Origin of the sequence: Streptomyces sp. NPDC048182 (assembly GCF_043202555.1) — a bacterium.
Taxonomy (GTDB): domain Bacteria; phylum Actinomycetota; class Actinomycetes; order Streptomycetales; family Streptomycetaceae; genus Streptomyces.
In genome coordinates, this window is sequence record NZ_JBIDAQ010000013.1 from 80,479 (window position 1) to 95,167 (window position 14,689).

Annotated in this window: 9 protein-coding genes; 4 read left to right on the forward strand and 5 right to left on the reverse strand. The window is 74.2% G+C overall.

Annotated elements, in window-relative coordinates:
- Positions 1–53: 53 nt before the first annotated feature.
- Genes ACGFZL_RS24085 through ACGFZL_RS24095 form a run of 3 tightly spaced genes read right to left on the reverse strand, consistent with a single transcriptional unit; the run spans position 54 to position 5,724 of the window.
- Positions 54–1,775, reverse strand: coding sequence for an MFS transporter (locus ACGFZL_RS24085; RefSeq protein WP_393694589.1), 1,722 nt, complete (start codon positions 1,773–1,775; stop codon positions 54–56).
- Between the two features lie 49 nt (positions 1,776–1,824).
- Positions 1,825–2,268: a MarR family transcriptional regulator gene (locus tag ACGFZL_RS24090; RefSeq protein ID WP_355171802.1), complete on the reverse strand. Its 444-nt coding sequence runs from the start codon at positions 2,266–2,268 to the stop codon at positions 1,825–1,827.
- A gap of 54 nt (positions 2,269–2,322) precedes the next feature.
- Positions 2,323–5,724, reverse strand: a complete 3,402-nt coding sequence (locus ACGFZL_RS24095; RefSeq protein ID WP_393694591.1) for a LuxR C-terminal-related transcriptional regulator — start codon at positions 5,722–5,724, stop codon at positions 2,323–2,325.
- A gap of 228 nt (positions 5,725–5,952) precedes the next feature.
- Between ACGFZL_RS24095 and ACGFZL_RS24100 the strand changes: the two genes are divergently transcribed.
- From ACGFZL_RS24100 to ACGFZL_RS24110, 3 genes are all read left to right on the forward strand, one after another.
- Positions 5,953–7,560, forward strand: coding sequence for a S8 family peptidase (locus tag ACGFZL_RS24100; RefSeq protein ID WP_393694593.1), 1,608 nt, complete (start codon positions 5,953–5,955; stop codon positions 7,558–7,560).
- Between the two features lie 145 nt (positions 7,561–7,705).
- The gene (locus ACGFZL_RS24105) at positions 7,706–8,536 is read left to right on the forward strand and encodes an alpha/beta fold hydrolase (RefSeq protein WP_393694595.1); all 831 of its coding nucleotides are present in this window, start codon (positions 7,706–7,708) and stop codon (positions 8,534–8,536) included.
- A 28-nt stretch (positions 8,537–8,564) separates the two neighbouring features.
- Complete coding sequence (locus tag ACGFZL_RS24110) at positions 8,565–9,626, forward strand: NAD(P)-dependent alcohol dehydrogenase (protein WP_393694597.1); 1,062 nt, start codon at positions 8,565–8,567, stop codon at positions 9,624–9,626.
- On the opposite strand, the gene ACGFZL_RS24115 is transcribed toward ACGFZL_RS24110, so the two are convergent.
- Together ACGFZL_RS24115 and ACGFZL_RS24120 are read right to left on the reverse strand one after the other, a co-directional pair.
- Entirely contained in the window at positions 9,623–11,479 is a 1,857-nt protein-coding gene (locus ACGFZL_RS24115) for a glycoside hydrolase family 15 protein (protein WP_393694599.1), read from the reverse strand. The genes ACGFZL_RS24110 and ACGFZL_RS24115 overlap by 4 nt on opposite strands.
- A complete protein-coding gene (locus ACGFZL_RS24120) occupies positions 11,479–12,855 on the reverse strand; it encodes a glucose-6-phosphate dehydrogenase (protein ID WP_393694601.1) in 1,377 nt (458 codons plus the stop codon). The genes ACGFZL_RS24115 and ACGFZL_RS24120 overlap by 1 nt, the downstream gene beginning before the upstream one ends.
- Before the next feature lie 114 nt (positions 12,856–12,969).
- Between ACGFZL_RS24120 and ACGFZL_RS24125 the strand changes: the two genes are divergently transcribed.
- Positions 12,970–14,493 carry a catalase gene (locus tag ACGFZL_RS24125; protein WP_355171788.1) on the forward strand — a complete coding sequence of 508 codons (1,524 nt, stop codon included), beginning with the start codon at positions 12,970–12,972 and terminating at the stop codon, positions 14,491–14,493.
- The last annotated feature ends 196 nt before the right edge of the window (positions 14,494–14,689 follow it).

The following is a 14,689-nucleotide window of genomic DNA, read 5'->3' on the forward strand; positions in this document are numbered from 1 at the left end:
GTAAAGACGCTGGAGGCACCGAGCCCGCCTCGTCTCCGCCTCCGCCTCTGCCCTCAGCCGCGGCCCTCGCGGAGCGCGGCCAGGTTGCCGGTGGTCACCGCCTCGACTCCGGCGGCACTGCCGACGAGCACGACGGTGCACCGCGCCGAGTGGGTCAGCGCGCTGGTGAAGCTGCCGTCGGCGAACTGGGCGAAGGAGCCGCGCGGCGAGCGGCCGAGGGCCACGGTGCGGGCGCCGGTGCGCGCCGCGTGGTCGGCCAGGGCCCGGCCCGCGGCGGCGTGGTCGCCGACGCTGGTGAGGATCTGGCCCCGGACGGCGACGCCGGTGGCGGCGACCCGGTCCAGATGGGCGGTGACGGCGGCGCGGGCCGCGTCCAGGGACTCGGTGTCGGTGGCCTGCTCCTCCACCACGGCCGTCTCCCGGACGTGCACCACCTCCAGCGGCCCGCCGGTGTCGCGGGCGAGGCGGGCGGCGGCGTCCACCACGGCGGCGGCCCCCGCCCTGGCCCCCACGGCGACGATCACCCGGGGCGGCCCGCCGGCCGGCGCGGCGCCCACCGGGACGAACGCCGGCGCCGCGGGCCCGACCCCGGCCGGTGCCGTCTCGGCGGCGCGCAGCATCCGGTGGCCGGTGGCGAGAACCGGGATCGCCAGCAGGAAGGAGGCGGCGCCGACGTAGAAGGGCAGGCCGAGCCCCGCCGCGTCGGCCAGCTTGCCGGCCACGTAGGGCGCGATGCCGCCGCCGATGAAGCGCAGGAAGCCGTAGGCCGAGGAGGCGACGGGACGCTCGACGGGGGCGACGAGCATGACGGCCTGGGTGGTGAGGGTGTTGTTGATCCCGATGCAGGCACCGCTCAGGACGACGGCGGTCATGACGACGACCGGGGTGTCCACGCACGCCGCGATGACCGCCATGATCAGGGCCAGGGCGGCGAGGTTGGCGTAGAGCACGGGGGCGGTGCCGAAGCGGGCCTGGAGGCGGGGCGCGCCGAAGACGCTGAAGGCGGCGACGAGCAGGCCCCAGCCGGTGAAGACCAGGCCGAGCCCGACGGCGTCCAGCTCCATCGGGTAGGGGGCGTAGCCCAGCATGGTGAAGAAGCCCCAGTTGTACATCAGCGCCACCACGCCCATCGTCAGCAGGCTGCGGTGGCGCAGCGCCCGCAGCGGGGCGATGGGGGAGACGGGCCGCTCGGGCCGGGGCGTGGCGGGGACGAACAGGACCGTGGCGGTCAGCGCGATCGCCATGAGGACGGCCACCCCGAAGAACGGCCCCCGCCAGCTGAGGTCGCCGAGCAGCCCGCCGAGCAGCGGGCCGACGGCGATGCCCAGACCGAGGGCGGTCTCGTAGAGGATGATCGCGCCGCCGAAGCCGCCGCTGGCCGAGGCGACGATCACCGCCAGCGAGGTCGCGATGAACATCGCGTTGCCCAGACCCCAGCCGGCCCGGAAGCCGACGATGCCGTCGATGGAACCGGTGGAGCCGGCCAGGGCCGCGAAGACGACGATCACCGCCAGGCCGACCACCAGGGTGCGCTTGGCGCCGATCCGGCCGGCGATCCAGCCGACGAAGATCATGGCGACGGCGGTGACGATCAGGTAGCTGCTGAACAGCAGGGAGACCTGGCTGGGCGTGGCGTCCAGGCTCTCGGCCAGGGCGGGCAGGATCGGGTCCACCAGGCCGATGCCCATGAACGAGATCACGCAGGCGAACGCCACGGCCCACACGGCCCGGGGCTGCCGGAAGGGACTGGCGGGCTTCTCGTGCGGTGCGCTCATCGCCGCTCTCTCTTCTCCACTCGTTCCGTTCGTTCCGTACGTGTCGCGGTCAGACCTCGTGCACGGCGCGGGCGAGCGCCGGCAGGGCGACCGCGACCGCCTCCCGCTCGGCGTCGGTCAGCCGCTCGACGAGCCGCCGCAGCGCCCGCGCCCGTTCGTCCTGCCGCTGCCGGCACACCTGCCGGCCGGCGTCGGTGACCTCCACGAGCACGGCCCGGCCGTCGGCGTGGTCGGCGGTGCGGCGCACCAGCCCGGCGCGCTCCATGCGCTGCACGAGCTGCGTCATGTTGGGCTGGGTGACGCCCTCCGCGCGGGCCAGCTCGGTGAGCCGCTGCGGGCCCTCGCGGCCCAGCCGGTTGAGGGCGGACGAGGCCGCCGGACTGAGCCCGCCGGTGGTGGCGCCGCGCCGCACATAGCGGACCAGCTGTTCCACGGCGGTCATGAGCTCGGCGGACTCGTCGGCGGCCGGAGATTCCATAACCCGCTTATGCATAAGGGCATTATGGAGATGCGTGTACGGCGAAATCAAGTGGTGGTGAGGGGCGAGTCACGTGGTGGTGATGTCGGTCCGGGACGCCACGTTCAGCTTGCGCATGATGCGGGCCACATGGTGCTCCACGGTCCGGGTGGACAGCACGAGGCTCTCGGCGATGTCCCGGTTGGCCCTGCCCTGCACCACCAGGTGGGCCACCTCCCGCTCGCGCGGTGAGAGCTGGTCGCCGTAGCCGAGGCGGCCCCTGCGGTGGGTGGTGACGATGTCGTGGCGGCGCAGCAGCCGCCCGCAGCGGGCCACGTCCCAGCGGGCGCCCAGCTCCCGGTAGACCTCCGCGACCTCCTGGACGGCCGCCGCCCCGCCCGCGTCGCCCAGCGCGAGCAGGCACTCCCCGCGGGCCTCGGCCGCCCGGGCGGCGTCGAAGGGCCGGCCGACCAGGCGCCAGGCCGCCGCCGCGCCGGCCAGCAGGGCGCCGGCCTCCTCGGCGCGGTCCTCGGCCCGGGCGAGCAGGGCTCGCGCCGTGGTCAGCGCGGCCCGCGCCGCCGGCGCGTCGCACTCCGTGACGCCCGCCGCGAAGTCGGCGACGAGGCGCCCGGCCCGGTCGCCCTGGCCGCTGGCGTGCAGGGCCTCCACCGCGGTGGGCACCAGCTCGCCGGCCCACACCCAGCCGCCGGTCCTGGCCAGCCGGCCCAGCGTCTCCTCCACCGCCTCGCACGCCTGCCCGGGCCGGCCGGCCGCCAGGTGGACGCGGGCGAGGGCGGCGGCGGAGGCGGTGAGGATGACGCCGGTGTCGTAGCGGGTGACGCGGGCCGCCTCGACGAGGTCCCGGCGGGCCCGGGGGACGTCGCCGAGCACGTGCAGCGCCGTCAGGCCGCGCACCAGCATGGCCTCGGCGGTCAGGTCGGGGATCTCGGCGTAGAGCCGCGCGGTGCGGTCGGCCGCCTCGTGGAGGTCCTGCCACGCGCCCTCGTGCCAGGCGAGCACCAGCCGGGCGGTCCGGGTCAGCCCCTCCACGTACGGGCTGCTGGTGTCCGCGAGCCCGGCCGCCGCGAGGCCCAGGAACCCGTGTGCCCGCTCCCCGTACCCGAGGGCCGTGGCGGCGTGCGCCAGGTTGGTCCAGCCGCGGGTGTGGTGCGCCGCCTCCATCGCGGAGCCGGCCGGGCCGTGCAGCGCCTCGGCGGCGGACCAGCACCGCGGGTCGCCGAGGAGCATCAGCGCGGTGGCCCGGTTCGCGGCGACGGCGGCACGGGCCACCGGCTCGGTGACGCGGTCGGCGAGCGCCTCGCACCGCTCCAGCCAGGCGCGGTGGCGTTCGACGGGCCAGCCCTTGATGGAGGGGATGGCGGCCACGGCCATCGCCCGGGCGGCGGTCTGCGGGTCGGATGCCTCCAGGTCGGGGACGGCGCGGGCGACCTCGTTGAGGCTGTCGAGCGCCATACCGCTCTGATTGCGCAGGACGACGCTGAGGTGCAGCCGGATCTCGCCGCGCAGCCTCGGTGGCGGGTCGTCCTCCTCCAGCACCCGCCGCACCGCGGCCACCACGTCCTCGCCGGCCCGGGCGAGCTGCGCGGTGCGGGCCAGCTTCACGGCGGTCCTGACGCGTCCCGCGGCGCGCGGATCCTCGACCACGGAGCGGGTGTAGAGGTCGGTGGCGGTGGTGTAGTCGGCGACCGCCGCCGCCCGGTCGGCCGCCACGACGAGGCAGCGCACCGCCTCGCGCTCCCGTCCCGCCGCCCGGTACAGCCGGGCCAGTTCGGTCAGCGGCGGCGGCCCGTCGGGGCCGCGGCGCAGGGCCCGGGCGGCGCGCAGGCTCAGCCGGGCGAGCCGCGGCCCGGACAGCCGGGTCAGCGCGGCCCCGCGCTCCAGCGGATGCCGGAAGCCGACGCGCCGCCCGTCGGCGCGCAGCACACTCCGGCCGAGGCACGCCTCCGCGGCGGCCCCGGCCCGCGCGGGCCCCACCCCGGCCACCTCGGCGAGCACGTCGATGTCCGCCGCGAGGCCCAGCACCGCCGCCGCCTCCACGACCCGCCGCGCGTCCTCCCCGAGAGGCTCGCACCGTCCGGCGAACTCCCGGGCCACGCGGGCCGGCACACCGATCTCGCGCACGACACGGACCACGTCGCCCTGTTGGGTGCCGGTCCCCCCTGGGGCGGTGGCCCACGGGACGTCGGCAGTCCGGGGGCGCTCGGGAGATGCCCCCACCGGGCGGGGGGTGCCGGTCGACCCTTCCGCAGCGGGTGGCGCCTCCGCGTGCGGGGCGGGCGTCCACCCGGCCCCGGAGGGCGGTTCCGTCTCCGGGTACGGCAGGCCGGGCGCCGGAGCCGGGTGCCGGGTATGGGGGCGGTCGGGCCCGCGGAAGGGTTCCGTGTCGTCGTCGGCGGGCGGCTCGCCGGTGGCCCACCGGGTGACGAGGGTGGTCGGCTCCGGCTCCGGCTGTGGCGTCCGCTCTCCCTGCCGGGGGAGCGGTCCCGGACCCGGGCGTGCCGAGCTCCATGCCCACGCGTCGGCCGAAGCCCGTTCCCGGTGCCGGGCCGGGTGCTGCGCCGGCACCGGAGGTGGGCCCGCGCCGGCCGGCGGGCCGCCGAACGCCGGTACCGCATCCGCCGGCGGCCACCCCGCCAGCCCCCCGGCCCCGGCCCCCGCCTCTGGCTCCCGGCGAGGCTCCCCGGCCGCTCCCGGTGCTCCCGGTGCTCCCGGTGCGGCGGCGTCCAGCAGTGCCGTCGCCGGGCCGGGGAGGCCGGCGGTCAGGTGGTGGACCAGGGCCGTGAGGGCCGGGCGCTCGTGCTGCCGGCCCGCGTGGTGGCGGGCCAGCCAGTGGCCGACGTACTCCTCCGTCTCCGCCCGCGTCCACGGCCGCACCGCGACCTCCGTGACGGGCAGCCGGCCCGTCGACGGGAGGGCGAGGAGCGGCAGCCCCGGCGCCGTGGACTCGGTGACGAGCAGCCGCAGCCGGGCCGGCGGCGCTGCCGTCAGGTGGCGCAAGATGGCGAGGCTCGCGGGGTCGGCCCGGTGGACGTCCTCCACCACCAGGACCGTGTCCCCGAGCGCCGCGAGCAGCGCGGCCACCGCCCGCGGCAGCAGCCCGCGCCGCACCTCGGGGTCGGCCGCCGCGGCGGGGGGCGGCGGCAGCCGGTCGGCCAGCTCGGGGACGACCAGGGCCAGCACGCCGGTCACCGGGGGCGGCGGCGCCTCGAACGGCCGGTGCGGCAGGCCGGCCAGCGCGTCGGCGACCGGCCCCGGCGGCGCCGCGTCCGGCGGGCCGTCGGGGCAGCCGGCGCGCAGCTGCGTCCACCCCGCGCACCCCGCCTCGTCCGCGGAACCGTCCAGCACCTCGTCCACCAGCCGCGACACCCCGGCTCCCGGCTCCCCGCGGACCACGGTCAGGCCCGGGCCGGCCCGCAGCGCCCGCCGCAGCAGCCGCACCTCCTCGGCCCGGCCGACGAAGCGTCTCTCCACGGACCCACCTCCCGCCAGGGCACGTGGTCTACCCGTCCGCGCCGCCGCTCGCAATAGGGGGGCGGCCACCTACGGAATGCTCCAGGGGGCGTCCCCACTCTTTGGGTAGCGCTACGGATTGCTGCGCTCCGCCTCCCTGCCCCAGGCTCTGGCCGCTGCCACACCCCCACATCCGGGCCGTAGCCTGTCATGCCCATGGCGCTACGGCCCCGCTTCAAGGGAGAGACCATGGAGCTCAAGGCCCGCGCCCTCCGGCGCCTGCTGGCCGCCGGCGCCAGTGCCGCCGTACTCGTCGCGACCGCCTCGACCACCGCGGCGACCGCCGCCCCCACACCCCCCGGGAACGGCGAGGGCCGCATCGTCGGCGCCGACCGCCCCGGCGCCGTCGACGGGTCCTACCTCGTCACCTTCAGGGACTCGGTCGCCCGCACCGACATACCCGCCACCGCCAAGGCCCTGGCCAGGGAGCACGCGGGCAGTGTGCGCTACACCTACACCGCCGCCCTGCGCGGCTTCGCCGTCCGGATGAGCGAGGACGAGGCGAAGGAGCTGGCCGCCGACCCCTCCGTCGCCCGCGTCGAGGCCGACGCCGCCGCCTACGCCGTCGACACCCAGCCCAACCCGCCCTCCTGGGGCCTGGACCGCGTCGACCAGCGCGACCTGCCCGTGGACCGCAGCTACAGCTACGCCACCGGCGCCGCCAACGTGAACGCCTACATCGTCGACACCGGCATCCGCATGACCCACCGCGACTTCGGCGGCCGGGCGGTCAGCGGGTACGACTTCGTCGACAACGACTCCAACGCCTCCGACTGCCAGGGCCACGGCACGCACGTCTCGGGCACCGTCGGCGGCGCGTCGTACGGCGTCGCCAAGAGCGTCAAGCTGATCGGCGTCCGGGTGCTCAACTGCCAGGGCACCTCGGGCGACACCTGGGCGCCGGTCCTGGCCGGCATCGACTGGGTCACCAAGAACGCCGTGAAGCCCGCCGTCGCCAACATGAGCATCGGCGGCGGCAAGACCCAGTCCGTCAACGACGCCGTCGCCTCCTCCATCGCCTCCGGCGTCACCTGGGTGGTCGCGGCCGGCAACAACAACGCCGACTCCTGCTCCTACTCCCCGTCGTCCACCCCGGCCGCGATCACCGTCGGCGCCACCAACAGCCGGGACGCCCGGGCCACCGGCTGGAGCAACGGCCAGGGCTCCAACTACGGCTCCTGCCTCGACCTCTTCGCCCCCGGCGACAGCATCGTCTCCTCCTCCAACGCCGGAGACACCGCCTCGCAGACCATGAGCGGCACCTCCATGGCCACCCCGCACGTGGTCGGCGCGGCCGCCCTGCTGCTCGCCGCCAACCCGACCTGGACGCCGGCCCAGGTGCGCGACCGTCTCGTCTCCGACGCCACGCCGAACAAGGTGACCGACGCCCGCACCGGCTCCCCGAACCGGCTGCTGTACACCGGCACCGGGGGGACCACCCCGCCGCCCACCGGCAAGAAGTTCGAGAACACCGACGACTACCAGATCCGCGACAACGCCACCGTCGAGTCGCCCCTGCCGGTCACCGGCGTCACCGGCAACGCCCCGGCGAACCTCGCCGTCACCGTGGACATCCGGCACACCTTCCGCGGCGACCTCAAGGTCGAGCTGATCGCCCCCGACGGCACCGCCTACCCGCTGAAGGGCTACGACAGCAACGACGGCGCCGACAACGTCCAGGCCACCTACCCCGTCGACGCCTCCGCCGAGACGGCCAACGGCACCTGGAAGCTGCGCGTCACCGACAACTGGGTCAACGACACCGGCTACGTCAACGCCTGGTCGCTCCAGTTCTGACCCCTCGCCCCTCCGCGCCGGCCCCCCTCGCACCAGAGGCGGGCCGGCGCCCCCGTGGTCCCGCGCATCACCCCGCCCCACCTGGGCACCCGTGCAGGCGGCAAGACCCCCACAACGCCCCCGCACGGCCGAAAGCGAGACCCCCATGCCGGTCCTCACCCCGCCCGACTCCGCGCTCGCCCTCCACTACCAGGACGTCGGCTCCGGCGCGCCCGTCGTCCTCATCCACGGCTGGCCGCTGTCCAGCCGCTCCTGGGAGGCGCAGGTCGGCGCCCTGGTCGAGGCCGGCCACCGCGTGGTCACGTACGACCGGCGCGGCTTCGGCGAGTCGGAGCAGACCTGGGACGGCTACGACTACGACACCTTCGCCGACGACCTGCATGCTCTGCTCACCGCCCTCGACCTGCGCGAGGTGACCCTGGTCGGCTTCTCCATGGGCGGCGGCGAGGTCGCCCGCTACCTCGCCCGGCACGGCCGCGAGCGGGTCAGGGCGGCCGTCTTCGCCGCCGCCGTGCCGCCGTACCTCTACCGGGCGCCGGACAACCCCGAGGGCGGCCTCGACGACGCCACCATCGAGAGCTTCGAGCAGGGCGTCAAGCAGGACCGCCTCGCCTTCCTGGAGGAGTTCACCACGAACTTCTTCTCCGCCGAGGGCACGCTCAAGGTCTCCGAGGACCAGCGGCTGTACGCCAAGCAGATCGCCGCCTTCGCCTCCCCCAAGGGCACCCTGGACTGCATAGCGGCCTTCGCCCGCACCGACTTCCGCGACGATCTGGGCAAGGTCGACGTGCCCACCCTCGTCGTGCACGGCGACGCCGACGCCATCGTCCCCTTCGAGGTCAGCGGCAGGCGCACCGCCGAGGCCGTGCCGGGCGCGCGGCTCGTCGTCGTCCCGGGAGCCCCGCACGGCCTGAACGCCTCGCACCCCGAGGAGTTCAACCGGGTCCTCCTCGACTTCCTGAGCGACCTCGCCTGACCACCCCCACACACCGGGAGTACCGCTCGTGACCACCACCGTCTCCGCCCTCGCCACCGAGAACGCCGGCGCCCCGTTCGAGACCGTCACCATCGAACGCCGCGACCTGCGCCCGAACGACGTCCGTATCGACATCCGCTACGCCGGCATCTGCCACTCCGACATCCACCAGGCCCGCGACGAGTGGGGCGTGGCCATCTTCCCGATGACCCCCGGCCACGAGATCGTCGGCACCGTCACCGAGGTCGGCGCCGACGTCACCGGTCACCGGGTCGGCGACACCGTCGGCGTCGGCTGCTTCGTCGACTCCTGCCTCGAATGCCAGGCCTGCCGGGACGGCGAGGAGCAGTTCTGCGCCAAGGGCGTCGTGCAGACCTACGCCACCGAGGACTACGACGGCGAGGTCACCCGCGGCGGCTACAGCCGTCAGATCGTCGTCCGCGACCACTTCGTGGTCAAGATCCCCGACGGCGTCGACCTCGCCGGCACCGCGCCCCTGCTGTGCGCCGGCATCACCACCTACGCCCCGCTCAAGCGGCACGGCGTCGGCCCCGGCACCAAGGTCGGCATCATCGGCATGGGCGGCCTCGGCCACGTCGCCGTCAAGATCGCCGCCGCGCTCGGCGCCGAGGTCAGCGTGCTCAGCCGCACCGACGCCAAGAAGAAGGACGGCGAGGAGTTCGGCGCCCGCAACTACTACGCCACCGAGGACGAGTCGGTCTTCGACGACCTCCAGGGCACCTTCGACGTCCTGGTCAACACCGTCGGGGCCAACATCCCGCTGGACAAGTTCCTCGGCACGCTCGGCCGGGGCGGCGTCATGGTCAACCTCGGCGCGCCCAGCGACACCCTGGAGTTCGGCGCCTTCTCCGTGCTCACCATGCGCCGCGCGGTCGCCGGCTCGATGGTGGGCGGGCTGCCCGAGACGCAGGAGATGCTCGACTTCTGCGCCGAGCACGGCATCACCGCCACCGTCGAGGTCATCTCCGCCGACCAGGTGGACGAGTACTACGACAAGGTGGTCGGCGGCGACGTCCGCTATCGCGCGGTCATCGACACCGACACCCTCGGCGAAGCACCCAAGAGCTAGGGCAGCATCCGGTCCAGGTTGACCGCCGCGCTGATCAGGGCGAGGTGGGTGAACGCCTGGGGGAAGTTGCCCAGCTGTCGGCCCGTGACGGCGATCTGCTCGGCGTAGAGGCCCACGTGGTTGGAGTAGGTGAACATCTTCTCCAGCGCCACCCGCGCCTCCTCCACCCGGCCGCCGCGGGTGAGGGCCTCCACCCACCAGAAGGAGCAGATGGAGAAGGTGCCCTCGGCGCCGTCCAGGCCGTCGGGGGCCATCGAGGGCTGGTAGCGGAAGACCAGGCTGTCCGCCACCAGCTCCTTCTCCACCGCGGCCAGGGTGGTGGCGAACATCGGGTCGGTCGGCGAGACGAACTTGACCATCGGCATCACCAGGAGCGCCGCGTCGAGGACGGCCCGCGGGGTCTCACCCGGGCCCGCGACGGTCTGCACGAAGCTCTCGATGTCCGGGTTCCAGGCCCGCTCCATGATCTGCGTGTACATCTCGTCGCGCACGGCGCTCCAGCGCGCGATGTCGCCGGGCAGGCCGCGCTGGCGGGCCATGCGGATCATGCGCTCCACCGCGACCCAGCACATCAGCCGCGAGTAGGTGTGGTCCTGCCGGCCCGCCCGGGTCTCCCAGATCGACTCGTCCGGCTGGTCCCAGTGCTCCAGGAGCCACTCCAGGACCCGCCGCAGATCGCTCCAGGTCTGGTGCGAGATGCCGGCGCTGTGCTTGTTGAACAGGTAGATGCTGTCGACCACCTCGCCGTACACGTCGAGCTGGCGCTGCCCGGACGCCTGGTTGCCGAGGCGGACGGGTGAGGAACCGGCGTAGCCGTGCAGGTGGTGCAGGACGGACTCCTCGTGCACCGGCTCCCCGTCGATGGTGTACATCGAGCGCAGCGGGCCGCTGCCGTCGGCGTGCACGTTGCTCAGGCAGCGGGTCAGCCAGCCGATGAAGGCGTCCGCCTCGTCGGTGAAGCCCAGCCGCAGCAGCGCGTAGAGCGAGAACGCGGCGTCGCGGATCCACACGTAGCGGTAGTCCCAGTTGCGTTCGCCGCCCTCCACCTCGGGCAGGCCGAGGGTCGGCGCGGCGACGATGGCGCCGCTCGGCTCGTGGGTGAGCAGCTTCAGGGTGAGCGCCGAGCGGTGCACCATCTCGCGCCAGCGCCCGGTGTACGCGGAGCGGGAGATCCAGCTCCGCCAGAACGCCACCGTGGCGTCGAAGAGACCGGCCGCCTCCTCGGCCGCCAGCGGGGCCGTGCCCTCCCCGGAGCAGGCGTCCTCCCCGCAGGTCAGTACGAACACCGCCGTCTCGCCCTGGACCAGGTCGAACTCGGCCACGGCGTCGGCCCCGTCGGTCTCCAGCGGCACGGTGGCGCGCAGCCGGACGGTCAGGCCGGGGGAGTGGAAGCCCACGGCGTCGCCGTGCCGCTCGGCGCGCACCTCGGCGCGGCCGTAGTCGGGGCGCGGCGCGATCCGGGTCCGCAGCCGCATGCTGCCCCGCACGCAGCTGACCCGGCGCACCAGCCGCTGGCGGTGCTCGGGGTCGCGGGCGCGCAGCACGGGCATGAGGTCCTGCACCTCGACCATGCCCTCCTCGGTGAGCAGCCGGGTGACCAGGATGGTGGTGTCGGGGAAGTAGAACTGGTGGTGCGCGGTGACCTCGCAGGTCGGCTCGATCCCCCAGGAGCCGCCCTTCTCCGCGTCGAGCAGGGCGCCGAAGATGCTCGGCGAGTCGAAGCGGGGGGCGCAGAACCAGTCGATCCGCCCGTCCGTGCCCACCAGGGCCGCCGTCCGCAGGTCCCCGATCAGGCCGTGCTCCGCGATGGGCGGGTAGCCGCCGGCGTCCGCCCCGGTGCCGGCCCCGCTCATCACGCCTCCTCCCGCCGGCCGCCGTCCGGGGCGAGCCGCTCGGCGTCCTCGGGCCCGGACGAGCCGCGCGGGTAGGGACGGGCCCGCGGCGGCCGCTCCAGGATCGGCGCGGCCAGCTCCCACAGCCGCTCGACCTCGGCGGCGGAGGTGAACACCGTGCGGTCGCCCTCCAGGGCGTGCCGGAAGACCCGGGCGTACGCGCTGAGCCCGGGAGTGTCCCCGCCGGCGGGCGGCGCCGGGCGCAGCGCCCGCTCGACCACTCCCGGCTCGGGCCCGGGCCGGCCCAGGCGGACGCCGAGCCGCAGGTCACCCGGCTCGCCCAGACCGACGACGAGGTCACTGCCGTCCGCCTCCGTCCCGTCCCCGGCGGGCGCCCGCAGGCGGAGGGTGACCCGCGCGTCGGACGAGCCGAGGGCCTTGCCGGTGCGCAGCAGGAAGGGCACGCCCCGCCAGCGGTCGTTGTCGACCCACACCCGCAGCGCGGCGAACGTCTCGGTCCCGGAGTCGGCGGCCACGCCGTCCTCGTCGCGGTACCCCTCGTACTGGCCGAACACCGTCTCCGCCGGGTCGAAGGGGCGGGTCTGCTCGAACAGGCGCAGCCGCGCCGCACGCGCCGCGTCGGCGCCGGGCCCCGCGGGCGGCTCCGCCGCCACGACCGCGAGGACCTGGCCCAGATGGGTGGGGACCATGTCCTTGAAAGTGCCGGTGCTCTCCATGAACGACGCCCGGCCCTCGATGCCGATGGTCTCCGAAACGTCGATCCGCACCCAGGCGATGTGGCCGGCGTCCCACTGCGAGGCCAGCCATCCGTTGGCGGTGCGCAGGGTGAGCAGGTCGCGCACCGGCTCCTTGGCGAGGAAGTGGTCGACGCGCAGGATCCGGTCCTCCGGCACCAGGGAGGCCAGCAGGGCGTTCAGCTCGCGGGCGCTGCCGACGTCCTCGCCGAGCGGCTTCTCCACCATGAGGGCCGCGCCGTCGGCGATGCCCTCGCGCCCGACCATGCGGAGCATCCCGCCCAGGTGCTCGGGCGGCACCGAGAGGTAGACCAGCGTCCGGCACCCCTCGCCCAGCCGGGACCGGTGTCCGGCGACGGCCTCGGTCAGTGCGGAGCCGTCCTCGGCCGAGGCGGTCGCGAAGGTGACGTGCTCGGCGAAGCCGCGCACCGCGTCGCGGTCGGCGCCGCCCGCCGCGGTGAGCACCGCCTCGGCGACGTCGCGGCGGAAGTCCGCGTCGGACCCGGGGGAGTGCCGTCCGGAGCCGACGACCACGAACTCCTCGGGGAGCAGACCGCGGGAGTACAGCTCGAACAGGGCGGGGAACAGCATGCGCTTCGCCAGGTCGCCGGTGGCGCCGAAGAGGACCAGCAGGAGAGGCATGCCGGGCGGGTTCCCGGAGGCGGACATTCCACTCTGAGCAGATCCTAGGTTTGACACCGTCCAAACACGGTCACTGGTGCTTCGTAAGCGGAGACCCGAGGAGATGAGAAGGGCATGACGGACGACGTTCGCAAGCCGACGACCACGGACTCCGGCGCCCCGGTGGAGAGCGACGAGCACTCGCTCACCGTGGGACCGGGCGGCCCGATCCTGCTGCAGGACGCCTACCTGATCGAGCAGATGGCGCAGTTCAACCGGGAGCGCATCCCCGAGCGCCAGCCGCACGCGAAGGGCAGCGGCGCCTTCGGCCACTTCGAGGTCACCGGCGACGTCAGCGGGTACACCAAGGCCGCGCTGTTCCAGCCCGGCACCACGACCGACCTGGTGATCCGCTTCTCCACCGTCGCCGGGGAGCGCGGGAGCCCGGACACCTGGCGCGACCCGCGCGGCTTCGCGGTGAAGTTCTACACCAGCGAAGGCAACTACGACATGGTCGGCAACAACACGCCGGTCTTCTTCGTCAAGGACCCGATGAAGTTCCAGCACTTCATCCGGTCCCAGAAGCGCCGGGCCGACAACAACCTGCGCGACCACGACATGCAGTGGGACTTCTGGACCCTCTCGCCGGAGTCCGCGCACCAGGTGACCTGGCTGATGGGTGACCGCGGCATCCCGCGCACCTGGCGCCACATGAACGGCTACACCTCCCACACCTACATGTGGATCAACGCCGCCGGTGAGCGCTTCTGGGTGAAGTACCACTTCAAGACCGACCAGGGCGTCGAGCACTTCACGCAGGACGAGGCCGACCAGATGGCCTCGGCGGACACGGATTACCACACGCGGGACCTGTTCGAGCACATCCGCGACGGCGAGTACCCGAGCTGGACGCTGTACGTGCAGGTCATGCCGTACGAGGACGCCGCCGGCTACCGGTTCAACCCGTTCGACCTGACCAAGGTGTGGCCGCACGGCGACTACCCGCTGATCGAGGTCGGCCGGATGACCCTGGACCGCAACCCGACGGACAACCACGCCGAGATCGAGCAGGCGGCCTTCCAGCCGAACAACTTCGTGCCCGGCATCGGCCCCAGCCCGGACCGGATGCTGCTGGCCCGGCTGTTCTCCTACGCCGACGCCCACCGCTACCGCATCGGCGCCAACTACCAGCAGCTCCCGGTCAACGCCCCCGTCGTCGAGGTGAACACCTACTCGAAGGACGGCGCGATGGCGTTCCGCAAGACCACCGACCCGGTCTACGCGCCGAACTCCAAGGGCGGCCCCGCCGCCGACACCGCGCAGTACGGCACCCCGCCCTCCTGGTACGCCGACGGCGACATCACCCGGGCGGCCTACGTCGACCACGCGGAGGACGACGACTGGGGCCAGGCCGGCACCATGGTCCGCGAGGTCCTGGACGACGCGGCCCGCGACCGCCTGGTGGACAACGTGGTGGGCCACCTGCTGAACGGCGTGACCGAGCCGGTCCTGGAGCGGGCCTTCACCTACTGGTCGAACATCGACGAGAAGATCGGCGACCGGATCCGGCAGGGCGTGCGCGCCAAGGCGGACGAGAAGGACCCCAAGCGCGAGGAGCAGGGCAACCCGGCGCGCTCCAGCATGCAGCACAAGGCATAGGAGCGATCCGCGGCAGGTCGTCAGGACGCCCCCGGCGGGAAGACCGCCGGGGGCGTCTTTGTCAGCGCTTGACCCGGCTGAGGCCGAGTCCTGGCGAAGCTGTGATGCCGTTGTTGCCAGTACTTAGGTAAGGCTCGACTAAGTTGAACCCGCCCCGCCGATCTCCGACCGGGGCCGTGCCGTTCATCTCCGTGGA

Bases quoted from the DNA above. Each gene is read 5' to 3' on its own strand.
- ACGFZL_RS24085 (WP_393694589.1), bottom strand. From the start codon at position 1,775: ATGAGCGCACCGCACGAGAAGCCCGCCAGTCCCTTCCGGCAGCCCCGG.
- ACGFZL_RS24115 (WP_393694599.1), bottom strand. From the start codon at position 11,479: ATGAGCGGGGCCGGCACCGGGGCGGACGCCGGCGGCTACCCGCCCATC.
- ACGFZL_RS24100 (WP_393694593.1), top strand. From the start codon at position 5,953: ATGGAGCTCAAGGCCCGCGCCCTCCGGCGCCTGCTGGCCGCCGGCGCC.
- ACGFZL_RS24105 (WP_393694595.1), top strand. From the start codon at position 7,706: ATGCCGGTCCTCACCCCGCCCGACTCCGCGCTCGCCCTCCACTACCAG.
- ACGFZL_RS24120 (WP_393694601.1), bottom strand. From the start codon at position 12,855: ATGCCTCTCCTGCTGGTCCTCTTCGGCGCCACCGGCGACCTGGCGAAG.
- ACGFZL_RS24090 (WP_355171802.1), bottom strand. From the start codon at position 2,268: ATGCATAAGCGGGTTATGGAATCTCCGGCCGCCGACGAGTCCGCCGAG.
- ACGFZL_RS24125 (WP_355171788.1), top strand. From the start codon at position 12,970: ATGACGGACGACGTTCGCAAGCCGACGACCACGGACTCCGGCGCCCCG.